10 protein-coding genes are annotated in these 11,561 nt (G+C 62.8%); 1 reads left to right on the top strand and 9 read right to left on the bottom strand.

All coding sequences use genetic code 11. The annotated features are described in order from the left end of the window. The first annotated feature begins 521 nt into the window (after positions 1-521). On the top strand, positions 522-1,181 hold the full coding sequence (locus tag AB4Y34_RS25030; RefSeq protein ID WP_176122707.1) for a TetR/AcrR family transcriptional regulator: 660 nt from the start codon (positions 522-524) through the stop codon (positions 1,179-1,181). A 99-nt stretch (positions 1,182-1,280) separates the two neighbouring features. Here AB4Y34_RS25030 and AB4Y34_RS25025 read toward each other — a convergent pair whose 3' ends face one another. From AB4Y34_RS25025 to AB4Y34_RS24985, 9 genes are all read right to left on the bottom strand, one after another. Further along, positions 1,281-2,510 (bottom strand): cytochrome P450, encoded by a 1,230-nt coding sequence (locus AB4Y34_RS25025; protein WP_368717542.1) that lies wholly within the window; start codon positions 2,508-2,510, stop codon positions 1,281-1,283. A gap of 71 nt (positions 2,511-2,581) precedes the next feature. Beyond that, a complete protein-coding gene (locus tag AB4Y34_RS25020) occupies positions 2,582-3,715 on the bottom strand; it encodes an acyl-CoA dehydrogenase family protein (RefSeq protein ID WP_368717541.1) in 1,134 nt (377 codons plus the stop codon). 9 nt (positions 3,716-3,724) lie between these two features. Then, complete coding sequence (locus tag AB4Y34_RS25015; protein ID WP_368717540.1) at positions 3,725-4,933, bottom strand: acyl-CoA dehydrogenase family protein; 1,209 nt, start codon at positions 4,931-4,933, stop codon at positions 3,725-3,727. A 138-nt stretch (positions 4,934-5,071) separates the two neighbouring features. Beyond that, entirely contained in the window at positions 5,072-5,941 is an 870-nt protein-coding gene (locus AB4Y34_RS25010) for a MaoC/PaaZ C-terminal domain-containing protein (RefSeq protein WP_368717539.1), read from the bottom strand. 22 nt (positions 5,942-5,963) lie between these two features. Further along, the gene (locus tag AB4Y34_RS25005) at positions 5,964-6,770 is read right to left on the bottom strand and encodes an enoyl-CoA hydratase (protein WP_176378378.1); all 807 of its coding nucleotides are present in this window, start codon (positions 6,768-6,770) and stop codon (positions 5,964-5,966) included. A gap of 16 nt (positions 6,771-6,786) precedes the next feature. Then, entirely contained in the window at positions 6,787-7,953 is a 1,167-nt protein-coding gene (locus AB4Y34_RS25000; protein WP_368717538.1) for an acyl-CoA dehydrogenase family protein, read from the bottom strand. Between the two features lie 34 nt (positions 7,954-7,987). After that, complete coding sequence (locus AB4Y34_RS24995) at positions 7,988-9,142, bottom strand: acyl-CoA dehydrogenase family protein (RefSeq protein ID WP_368717537.1); 1,155 nt, start codon at positions 9,140-9,142, stop codon at positions 7,988-7,990. A gap of 31 nt (positions 9,143-9,173) precedes the next feature. Further along, on the bottom strand, positions 9,174-10,373 hold the full coding sequence (locus AB4Y34_RS24990; protein WP_368717536.1) for an acyl-CoA dehydrogenase family protein: 1,200 nt from the start codon (positions 10,371-10,373) through the stop codon (positions 9,174-9,176). A gap of 42 nt (positions 10,374-10,415) precedes the next feature. After that, positions 10,416-11,558 (bottom strand): CaiB/BaiF CoA transferase family protein, encoded by a 1,143-nt coding sequence (locus tag AB4Y34_RS24985; protein ID WP_368717535.1) that lies wholly within the window; start codon positions 11,556-11,558, stop codon positions 10,416-10,418. Between the last annotated feature and the right edge of the window lie 3 nt (positions 11,559-11,561).

Here is an 11,561-nt window from a genome sequence, read left to right as displayed (position 1 = left end):
GCGAGCCACTTTTCGATGAGCGAACGCAAAGAACTTTCTCCACGCTTCATGTCCTGCTCCTTCAACCGCCCCGTGTGCGCCGCTGGCAATCGCTGCCACGAACGCAAAAATTGGCGACCTTGACCGGCCCGGCCTGACAGCTGCGAATCTCCGTTCCGGCTTCCGACGCTGCGAGAAAAATCTGCTTCTGCCGTAATGTGTCGTTTGACTAAATACTAGTGGTCAGCCGACCCATTATCAAGCCCAAGTGGCACCAGGGGAAATGCTGGTATGGACAGAACCACGCTGCAGTGGAGTACGATATGTGACGCAGCAATTAAATGGACGAGACGCCGTCTGAAAAGTAATTAGTCGATGGACGAATTCTTATTCGTCAGCTGACTATCATCAGATCAAAAAGTCGCGGCTGGCCGATCTGGATCGAGCGATGCTCGTATCAGGTGGGGAATGATCTGCAGGTTTGCATATCCGGGACTGACAATGCGCGCGACAGGCAGCAGACGCGAAGGAGAGCACAACAGATGAAAGACCTGACTATCTCATCGGCAGATCTCGACAAGACGGCGGAAGACGGACCAAGACGGCGAGGGAATCGAACCACCCGCGTGCCCGCCATCATCGAAGTGGCGATCGAGGTCTTTGCATCGGAAGGTAACGCTGGGTTCACCCAACGCCGCATTGCCAGCGACGCGGGAATCCGACTGAGGACCTTGCAGCACTATTTCAGCACTCGCGAAGAACTATTGCGGGCCACGATCGAGGCATTTACAGATCGCTATTTCGAACACTATCGGACGATCGCAGAAGACAAACGGCGGCCACCGGAGACCCGGTTGGAAGTCATCGTCGACGAGGCGTTCTCTGTGCTGACGGCGCCCGGCGGCCAGCGCGTTAGCGCGTTTGTTCTGGAAACGTGGAGTCTGGCGGAGCACGAGCCCGTCTTGCATGCGTTGATGGCGAAAACCACCGCGGATTTCCAGGCTTTGCTGGCGGAACTGATCGCACAGATAAACCCGACCTTGGCGGCGAGAGAATGTACGCTGCGCGGTGCCCTGCTCCTTTCACATCTTCAGGGCCTCGTCGTCTATCTTCGCCGGGCCCACACGAACACACTCGATGTCGACTCGTTCCGTCACGCCATGAAGGTTGTCTGGCGCGCGCTGAGCAAGGCATCGCCATAGAACGAGGCGTGGGCGATATGACGGGCGTACCGAGCCGTAGATAGTCTTCTACAGACGCCCATGGTCACAATGGCCTGCTAAGGCCATCGCAACCGTTCTTCAACGGGCCACGTCCCAGACCAGAGGCAAGTGGTACAGCGTGCCGTTCACACCTCCGTGGACACCCGCCTTCTCGCCAGGCCTGATCTGGAAATCGGGAATCCGCTTCAGCCATTCCTGAAGGAAAACTTTCAACTCCACGCGCGCCAGGAACGAGCCGGGACAACGATGCGCGCCATTGCCGAACGTCGAATGGATCGGCGTGGGCCGAGTGAAATCCACCGTCAGCGGATCGTCGAACTTTCGTTCGTCCAGACCGTGCAGCGTGGTCGGCATGACGATCATGTCGCCCGCCTTCATCTGCACGCCCTTGTATTCGAAGTCGTGTGTGATCCGCCGCCCCTGATTGACCACCGGGAAGCGCCGCAGTAGCTCGTCCACGGCCTTCTGCGTCAGTTCGGGGTTGTCGATCAGCTGCTTGCGGTGGGCCGGGCTGCCGGCGAGGAATCGCGCGATGAAACCCATTGCCGAGGCAACCGTGTCGAGGCCGCCAATCAGCACGAGACCGCAAAGCCCGCGCACTTCTTCGTCGGTGAGCGCACGCCCGTCGATCTTCGAATGGACGATCTTGCTGATCAGGTCGTCACCCGGATTCGCGCGGCGCTCCGCGATCTTCACCCCCAGGTACTGGAAAATCGCACCGAGCGCCTTGAGCTTCTCGTTGGCATCGACCGGGCGGACCATCTTGTCGGCGAGGCCGAGCAAGTACTCGCGATCCTCGGCGGGCAGCGCCACCATGTTCATGAAGATGCCGATTGGCAGATGCTGCGCAAACCCCGATACGAATTCCACCTCGCCTTTGGGATAGAAACCCTCGATCAGTTCGATCGCCATTTCGCGCGCCTTCTCCTCGAGCTTGCCGATTGCCTGCGGCATGAACGCAGGCGCGATCAGCGCGCGATAGGCGGTGTGCTGCGGAGGATCGAAGAAGATCGGCGGCAACGGTTGATGCTCGACGAGCGGCACCGTCAGCTGCTTCGACGAGAAATTCTCGTAGTCCTTGAGGATGTGATAGATGTCATCGCCGCGCGTCGCGATCCAGTGTCCGCCGTTTCGCGGTGTCCACAGAATGTCGGGAATGCCTTCGGCGTGCAACTGCTTGAGCGACAGATGATAGTCGTCCTCGGCACCCGGCGGATTGTAGATATCGATGTCGAACACACGTTCGGGCGATACGTGCGCGGGAATTGGCGCGAGCTCCGGAGCCGCGCCATGAGCAGCTACTGACATCTGTTGTCTCCTTTTTCGAATCGACCGGTATCGGCGGTCGGGACCATTCTGGGTCGTCGGGCAAACTGCGATTACAGAAACGCTCCGTACAGTTCGAGATGGTGTTCGGTGTTTCCCCAGGTCATATCGATGCAGGTGAGCCGCTTCAGGTACCACCCCACCGCCAGTTCGTCGGTCATACCCATCCCGCCGTGCAGTTGCACCGCTTGCTGTGCCACGAAGCGCGCACTACGGCCGATCAGCGCCTTGGCGGCTGTGACGGCACGATGGGCTTCGCGGTCGTCGTCCTCGCCGAGCTTGGCGGCGGCAAAGTAGACGATCGATTTCGCCTGCTCTACCGCGGTCAAAATATCGGCGGCGCGATGCTGCAGCGCCTGGAATTTGCCGATCGGCGAACCGAACTGCTTTCGCGTGCGCAGGTATTCAAAGGTCAGTTCGCTCAACCGCGACATCGCGCCGACCGCTTCCGCACACAGCGCAAAAATGCCTTGATCGACCGCCCACTCGAGCAGTGGGTAGCCCTGATCGACCGCGCCGATGACAGCCTTTGCATCGACGCGCACGTTCTCCAGCACCACCTCGGCGACTCGCTGGCCATCGAGTGCGGGAAATCCTCTGACGCGGACGCCTTGGGTTCGCGCATCGACGGCGAAGAGTGTGATGCCGTGCTGATCGGTCTGCTCGCCCGCGGTACGCGCCGATACCAGCAGAATGTCCGCACTGTCGCCGTGCAATACGACGCCCTTCCGTCCGTTCAGGATGAACCCGTCACGCGCGGGCTCGGCCCTCGTCGCAACATTCCACAAATCGAAACGCGCGCCGGGTTCGAGCGTCGCCAGCGCGGTCTTCAGGCTGCCGTCGGCGATGCCGGTCAGCAACTCGGCCTTGCGCGCCTCGTGTCCTGCGCGCCCGATCAGCTTCGCGCCGAGCACCGCGGTCGAAACAAACGGCTCCAATACGAGTCCACGGCCGAAGGCTTCCATCACGAGCATGGTCTCGACCGGCCCCGTGCCAAGGCCGCCATGATCCTGCGGCACGTTCAGTGCCAGCACGCCCATTTCGGCCAGCGTAGTCCAGTGCGCAGCCGACCAGCCCTCGGGCGTAGCGGCGAGACGGCGTCGCGCCTCGAAGTCGTATTCCTTTTCGACGAAACGGCCGACCACGTCGGCCAGCATCTGTTCCTCTTCAACCAGCGTGAAGTCCATGGCGTGTCCTCAGATGCCGAGCGCCTGCTTGGCGATGATGTTTTTCTGCACTTCAGTCGAACCGCCGTAGATCGAAATCTTGCGCCAGTCCAGGTAGTGCGCGGCCAGCGCGTTGAGCAACTCGCCGTTCGCGGTTTCGCCCTGCCAGTCCGCCTCCAGCGCCTCGCTTACAAAAGGCACCGCATAGGGGCCTGCGCACTCCATGATCAGTTCCGTAAGCTCCTGCTGAATCTCCGAGCCGCGGATTTTCAGCACCGAAGCCTCCGGTCCGATCGGACGTCCCGCGGTTTCGGCCGAGACGACGCGCAGCAGCGACCATTCGTGCGCGATCAGATCGATTTCCACCCTGGCGATGCGATCGCGAAAGCGGACGTCCTCGATGAGCGGCTTGCCGTGCTTACGCTCGGTGCTGGCAATTTCCTTCAGACGTCGCATGAAACGCTTGCAGTTGCCAAGCCCCGCGATGTTGGTCCGCTCATGGCCGAGCAGATACTTTGCGATCGACCAGCCGCGATGCTCTTCACCGACGAGATTGCTCACCGGCACTTCCACGTTATCGAAAAACACTTCGTTGACGTCGTGGCCGCCGTCGAGCGTGCGGATCGGTCTGACTGTGATGCCGGGCGTCGACATATCGATCAGCAGGAACGAGATGCCTTCCTGCGGACGGCCGCTGCCATCCGTGCGAACCAGGCAGAAAATCCAGTTCGCCCACTGGGCAAACGAGGTCCAGATCTTTTGGCCGTTGACCACGTAGAACGACTGACCGTCGCACTCGACGCGGTCCGCACGCGTCTTGAGCGACGCCAGATCGGAACCCGCCCCCGGCTCGGAGTAACCCTGACACCACCAGTCCTCCATCGAGACGATGCGCGGCAGAAACCGTTCGCGCTGCGCGTCGGTGCCGAACTTCTGGATCACCGGTCCGACCATCGAAAGGCCAAACGGCATCTGGCGCGGCGCGCCGGCGGTAAAGCATTCCTCGTCGAAAATGTTGCGCTGCGCGGCATTCCAGGCGGCGCCGCCGAATTGGGCGGGCCATGCAGGTGCGCCCCATCCGTTCCCGGCCAGAATGCGTTGCCAGCGGACATAGTCTTCGCGCGGCACATGGCGGAAGTTCAGCACCCGTTCGCGAATGTCGTCGGGCAAGTGCGTCGCTACGAATTCGCGCACCGTGGCGCGAAATTCCTTGTCGGCGGGACTCTCTTTCAGGTCCATTTCAGCCTCCCGCCGGGCCGCCGCAAGGGAGGCTGAAGCCCTCCCGGGGGGCCGCGAACAACAGTGAGCATGGGGTTCGTTTCATTTCAGGCTCCAGTCGCTGCCCGGCAAAGCACGTCGGCGTTGCCGGGCGCGGTTTCAGGCAATTTCCACGATGCCGTTGTTCAGCACCACCGCGTCGCGCGCGTCGACGCGCGCGCGCAAATGCAGGCGCGTGTCACTGTCCCGCCAGAACTGGAAGCGCACTTCTTCGCCGGGGTACACCGGCGAAGTCAGGCGCAACGCCAGTCGCTTCAAGCGCGATGCGTCGTTGCCCGCGAACCTGCGAATCGCCGCGTAACCCGCCATACCGTAGGTCGCGAGGCCGTGAAGAATGGGACGGCTGAAGCCGGCCTTCGACGCTACCTCCGGGTCCGCGTGCAGCGGGTTCGCATCGCCCGAAAGGCGGTAGATCAACGCAGCATGGGCACCGGTCGGGAACACGTATTCCGCATCGGGCGCACGCTCGGGCACCGCCGGAAGCGCTTCGGGCGGCGCGTCGCTCGCGCCCGACTCGGCGCTGAATCCGCCGTCGCCACGCAGAAAGGACACCTGCCGGACTTCGGCAAGCGGTTCGCCCGTCGAGGCGTCGATGATGTCGCGCTTGAGTTCGACGATCGCGCCTTTGCCGGCGCCTTTGTCCGAGATGCGGCTCACCCGCGTCTTGCTGACGATGGTCGCCGCCACCGGCATCGGGCGCACGAAACGCACGTCCTGCTCACCATGCACGAGCTTCAGGTAGTCGATGCCGGTGCGCGGGTCGCGCATCCACGATTTCGGCCACGCGAACGCGGCCGCGCAGGTCGGCATCGCTTGCAGGTCCTTTTCGTACACGTAGCGCAGCTGTTCGGTGTCGAGCGGGTCTCCGCCCAGCCCGAGACCCAGCGAATACAGCATCACGTCGCGCTCGCTGTACGTCTGCGTAACATCCTCGATCGGCCAGTTCTTGACGACTTCGTAGTTCAGCATGAGGTGATAGTCCTATGTGTGCTCAGTGGTCCGTGAAGTTGGGCTTGCGCTTCTCGAGGAAGCTCGCCATGCCTTCCTTGTAGTCATCGCACTGGTTGGCGATCGGCATGTCCAGTCCGGCGTACATCACCGCCTCGTGGGGCGTCTGGAATGGCACCTCCCAGACCTGCTCCTTCATGATGCGCATCGAGCGCGGCGAGCAGTACTCGGCCATTTCGCGCGCGTAGGCATAGGTCTCCTCGACGAGCTTGTCGGCCGGGATTGCCCGATTCACGAGTCCCATCCGTTCGGCTTCACGTCCCTTGATCTTGCGTCCCGACATCAGCAGGTCGAGCGCGTGCGCCTGGCCGACGTGGCGCGCGAGTATCCAGGCCATGCCGTACTCCGCGGTCAGGCCCCGGCGCGCGAATGCCGTCGTGATGGTGGCGTCTTCCGACGCAAAGCGGAGGTCGCAAAAGAGCGCGTGGATCAGGCCAATGCCGACCGTCGCACCGTTGAGCATCGCGATCACCGGTTTCGGGATGGCCGGATAGTACGAGCAGCGCGTCTGCCAGTCGGCGCGCTTGCGCATGTCGAACGGGCGCGGCAGCTTCGTCATCAGCGCGGCCGGGTCGCCGCCAAAGCTGTGAATATCGCCGCCCGCGCAAAACGCCTTGCCAGCACCGGTGAAAACGATGACGCGCACGCCATGATCCGCGCCCGCCGCCTGCATCGCCTCGTACACCTCGGTCGCCACCTGGTCGTTCCAGGTGTTCATGTGTTCCGGACGGTTCAGCGTGATCGTTGCAATACGGTCCTTGACGTCGTACAGAATGGTCTCGAAGCGCATGAGATCCCTCCAAAGCTCAGAATGAACGCGGCAGGTCGAGCACGTGCTCGGCGACGTAGGACAGAATCAGGTTCGTCGAAATCGGCGCCACCTGATAGAGACGCGTTTCGCGGAACTTGCGTTCGACGTCGTATTCGCAGGCGAACCCGAAACCGCCATGTGTCTGCAGACAGGCATTGGCGGCCTTCCACGAAGCCGTGGCCGCGAGATGCTTCGCCATGTTCGCTTCCGCGCCGCACGGCTGATGATTGTCGAACAGCTCGCAAGCCTTGTAGCGCATGAGGTCGGCCGCACGCACGTCGATGTATGACTCGGCAATCGGAAACTGGATGCCCTGATTCATGCCGATCGGCCGGTCGAACACGATGCGCTCGCTCGCGTACTTCGATGCGCGATCGACGAACCAGTAGCCGTCGCCGATACACTCGGCGGCGATCAGTGCGCGCTCGGCGTTGAGCCCGTCGAGGATGTACTTGAAACCTTTGCCTTCCTCGCCGATCAGGTTCTCTTCAGGGATTTCCAGATTATCGAAGAACAGTTCGTTGGTCTCGTGGTTGACCATGTTCGGAATCGGTCGCACGGTCAGGCCATTGCCGATCGCCTGATGCAGGTCCACGAGGAAGCACGACAGCCCATCCGACTTCTTCTTCACGTCCGACAGCGGCGTGGTGCGCGCGAGCAGGATCATCATGTCCGAGTGCTGCACGCGTGATATCCACACCTTCTGGCCGTTGACCACGTAACGGCCGCCTTTTTTTACAGCGTTGGTCTTCAGCTTTGTCGTGTCCGTTCCCGTGGTCGGCTCGGTCACGGCCATCGATTGCAGACGCAACTCTCCGCTCGCGATCTTCGGCAGGTATTTGCGCTTTTGCGCTTCCGAGCCATTACGCAGCAGCGTATTCATGTTGTACATCTGGCCGTGGCAGAACCCGGAGTTGCCGCCGTTGCGGTTGATCTCCTCCATGATCACGGACGCCTCGGTCAACCCGAGGCCGGAACCGCCATACTCCTGGGGAATCAGCGCAGCCATCCAGCCGGCCTTCGTCAGTGCGTCGACGAAGGCCTCCGGATAGACGCGCTCATGATCGATACGGCGCCAGTACTCGTCCGGGTACTCCTTCGAGAGGTCACGCAACGCGTCGCGCAGTTCCTGATATTGATCGGGTTTGGAAATTCGGCTCATGAATGGATTCCGTTTGCTTGGCTGGACGCGCGGCTCACGCTGCTGCATCGATCAGCCCGCCGGCATTGGCGAGCTGGGTCAGATGATGTTCGGTCGAACCGAACTGGATATCGATCACGCTCAGGCGTCTCAGGTAGTGGCCGATCTTGCACTCTTCGGTCATCCCGATGCCGCCGTGAAGTTGCACGCCTTGCTGACCGACGAAACGGCCCGAGCGTCCGATCTGCACTTTCGCCGCGGACATGCTGCGGTCGCGTTCGGCCGCATCCGGCTCCTCGCTCATCATGGTCGCGAAGAGCGCCATGCTGCGCGCCTGCTCCACCATGACGAGCATGTCGACCGCACGATGCTGGAGTGCCTGAAACGATCCGATAGGCACGCCAAACTGCTTGCGGACCTTCAGATACTCGACTGTTTCTTCGTGCGCGGCGGCCATTGCGCCCACGGCTTCCGCGCTCACCGCCGCGATGGCGTGCGCAACGACCGCTTCGATCAGCGGCAACGCGGCGCCCGCCACGCCCAGCACGTCGCTATCCGCAACGCGCACGCCGGACAATTCGATGTCTGCCGCACGCAACCGGTCTTGCGTCGGATACGAGTGGCGCGTCACGCCAGCCGCGTCGCCGCTGACCACGAACAGACCGATGCCGTCGCGCGCGCGTCTGCCGCCCGACACGCGCGCCGACACCACCAGAAGATCGGCGCTGCCGCCGTGCAGCACCACGCGCTTGGCGCCGTCGAGCACCCAGCCGTCGGCGTCGCGCCGTGCGGTGGTCGCAACGTCCGCAAGGTCGTAGCGCGACTGCGCCTCGCTGTGGGCGAACGCCATCTGCAGCTCACCCTGCGCAATCTGCGGCAGAATCGCCGCACGTTGCGCCGCGTTGCCGCCGAGGCGCACGAAGCCGCCGCCCAGCACGACCGTCGCAAGATACGGTTCGACTGCGAGCCCACGGCCCAACGCCTCCATCACGATCATCGTTTCGACCGGGCCGCAGTTACTGCCGCCGTATTCCTCGTCGAACGAAAGGCCCAGCAGACCCATGTCGGCGTAACGCGCCCAGAGCGCCCGGCTGAAACCGTCAGGCTCAGCGAGATACTTCGCGCGCTGCTCGAAGCCGTACTCGTCCTTGACGAGCCGCTCGACGCTGTCCTTGAGCATGCGTTGCTCATCGGTGAAATCAAAGTCCATATCTGATGCTTCTCCGCAGTTCGCCGGTCGCTCAAAGTCCGAGCACGGACTTGGCGAGAATGTTCTTCTGAATCTCGTTGGAGCCGCCCACGATCGAGACGTGGCGCGCGAAGTAGTGATTCGGCGCGATCGTGAGCCCCCATTCGGGTTCCCGAACCGGATCGCCAAGCCCGCGCAGGAAGTCGAGATCGAGCGGCAACGCGTCCGGCCCGGCGACCTCGAGGAGCAATTCAGCCGCGAGTTGCTGCAGCTCCGAACCCTTGATCTTCAGGATCGAAGTCTTCGGGTCGGGCACGTGGCTGTCCTGCGCGCTGCTTTCGGCGATCACGCGCATCTGCGTCATTTCCAGGGCCTTCAGCTCCACCTCGACGGCCGCGACGCGTTCGCGAAAACGCGGGTCGTCCCACAGCACGCCGTCGCCGCAGGGCACGCGCTTCGCGAGCTCCTTCGCATGACGCACGCGCATCTTCGAAACGCCCACGCGCGCGATGCCGCTGCGCTCGTTGCCAAGCAGATATTTCGCGTAATCCCAGCCCTTGTTTTCCTCGCCGACCCGGTTCGCAACCGGCACGCGCACGTTGTCGAAGAACACCTCGTTGGTTTCATGGTGGCCGTCGATCGTGATGATCGGGCGCACGGTCAGGCCCGGTGTCTTCATGTCGATCAGCAGATACGTGATGCCCTGCTGCTTCTTGCCGCTCGAATCCGTGCGCACGAGACAGAACATCCAGTCGGCGTGATGCGCGGTCGAAGTCCACAGCTTCTGCCCGTTGATCACGTAGTGGTCGCCGTCGCGGACCGCCTGGGTTCGCAGCGCGGCCAGGTCCGAACCGGCGCCGGGCTCGGAAAACCCCTGGCAGAACCAGTATTCGAGGCTCGCGATGCGAGGAAGGAAATGGCGCTTCTGCTCTTCGCTGCCGAACGCGATCAAAACCGGACCGATCATGTTCACGTTGAACGACAGCGCCTCGGGCGCCGGCGCCATGTGCAGCTCTTCCTTGAAGATGTACTGCTGCACCGCGCTCCAGCCCGTCCCGCCCCACGCCTTGTCCCACGCGGGAGTCGCCCAGCCGCGTTCGTACAGAATGCGCTGCCAGCGGCGCAGGTCGGCCGCCGAATAACGCTGCCCCAAGGTCGCCTTGCGTCGAATGTCGGCGGGCAGCGCTTCCTTGAAGAAGGCTCTCACCTCATTGCGGAACGCCAGCTCTTTGTCGGTATATCGCAGATCCATGAGTGTCTCGTTTCGTCTTGATGGGTCGCCTGACGGTGCGGATCAGGCCAGCGTTCCCGCTTCTTTCAGCTCGCCGATGCGGGCCGGATCGAGCCATGCGGCCAGCGCGGCCTCGACCGTGGACGCGTCGGGGGCCTCGGGCGGCGTAGGCTTCGCGGGCACGGTGGCGGAAAAGCGTGGCGCCGGCGCGGGCTGCACGATGCCGTCGACTTCGATGAACGTGCCGCGCGCCTTCAGATGCGCATGCTCGGGTGCCTCGGTCCACGACAGCACGGGAGCAAAGCACGCGTCCGTATGCTCGAGCAGAGTCGACCACTGCTCGCGCGTGCGGCTCTTGAACTTGAGCGCGAACAGCGCGCGTGCCGCGGGCCAGTTGCTCGCGTCGAGCTGCGTTCCCAGCGTTTGCGGATCGATGTCGAGCAGGCGAAGCAGTTCGACATAGAACTTGTCCTCGATAGGGCCGACCGTGATCCACTTACCATCCGCGCATTCATACACGTCGTAGAAGTGCGATCCCGAGTCGGTGACATTCGTCCCGCGGCCGTCACGCCAGATGCCGGCAGCCTGCATGCCGAAGAACGTGGTGGCGAGATTGGCGGTGCCATCGACGATTGCGGCATCCACGACCTGCCCGGCGCCGCCGTTGCGCGCATGCAGAATCGCCGAGAGCAGTCCCATTGCCAGGTACAGCGACCCGCCCGCATAGTCGCCGATCAGATTCAGCGGTATCGACGGTGACTGGTCGCAGCGGCCAATTGCGTTGAGTACGCCGGTGATCGCGATGTAGTTCAGGTCGTGCCCGGCGTACCGCGCGAGCGGACCTTCCTGGCCCCACCCGGTGATGCGTCCGTAAGCGAGCTTCGGATTACGTTCGAGGCAGACCTGCGGGCCCAGCCCGAGTCGTTCTGTCACGCCCGGCCGGAAACCTTCTATCAGTGCGTCGGCGCGCTCCACCAGACCGAGCACGAGCTCGACGGCCTGCGGGTCCTTCAGGTCGAGCGCAATCGTCTTTCGGTTGCGCAGCAACAGGTTGTAGCGCAGCGGACGCTCGATACCGAGCTTGACCGGCTGGCGGCGCTCGATGCGCAACACCGTGGCACCCAGATCGGCGAGCAGCATCGCCGCCATGGGCCCCGGCCCGATGCCCGCCAGCTCGACGATTCGAACTCCTGCAAGCGGCCCCATCGT

The sequence above is a fragment of the Paraburkholderia sp. BR10954 genome (genome assembly GCF_040965775.1).
GTDB lineage: Bacteria > Pseudomonadota > Gammaproteobacteria > Burkholderiales > Burkholderiaceae > Paraburkholderia > Paraburkholderia youngii.
The sequence above is the reverse complement of the archived record's forward strand: the minus strand, read 5'-3'. Positions and strand labels throughout refer to the sequence as shown.

Excerpts from the sequence above, each read along its gene's own strand:
- AB4Y34_RS24985 (WP_368717535.1), bottom strand. The coding sequence starts at position 11,558 with ATGGGGCCGCTTGCAGGAGTTCGAATCGTCGAGCTGGCGGGCATCGGG.
- AB4Y34_RS25025 (WP_368717542.1), bottom strand. The coding sequence starts at position 2,510 with ATGTCAGTAGCTGCTCATGGCGCGGCTCCGGAGCTCGCGCCAATTCCC.
- AB4Y34_RS25030 (WP_176122707.1), top strand. The coding sequence starts at position 522 with ATGAAAGACCTGACTATCTCATCGGCAGATCTCGACAAGACGGCGGAA.
- AB4Y34_RS24990 (WP_368717536.1), bottom strand. The coding sequence starts at position 10,373 with ATGGATCTGCGATATACCGACAAAGAGCTGGCGTTCCGCAATGAGGTG.
- AB4Y34_RS25010 (WP_368717539.1), bottom strand. The coding sequence starts at position 5,941 with ATGCTGAACTACGAAGTCGTCAAGAACTGGCCGATCGAGGATGTTACG.
- AB4Y34_RS24995 (WP_368717537.1), bottom strand. The coding sequence starts at position 9,142 with ATGGACTTTGATTTCACCGATGAGCAACGCATGCTCAAGGACAGCGTC.
- AB4Y34_RS25000 (WP_368717538.1), bottom strand. The coding sequence starts at position 7,953 with ATGAGCCGAATTTCCAAACCCGATCAATATCAGGAACTGCGCGACGCG.
- AB4Y34_RS25015 (WP_368717540.1), bottom strand. The coding sequence starts at position 4,933 with ATGGACCTGAAAGAGAGTCCCGCCGACAAGGAATTTCGCGCCACGGTG.
- AB4Y34_RS25005 (WP_176378378.1), bottom strand. The coding sequence starts at position 6,770 with ATGCGCTTCGAGACCATTCTGTACGACGTCAAGGACCGTATTGCAACG.
- AB4Y34_RS25020 (WP_368717541.1), bottom strand. The coding sequence starts at position 3,715 with ATGGACTTCACGCTGGTTGAAGAGGAACAGATGCTGGCCGACGTGGTC.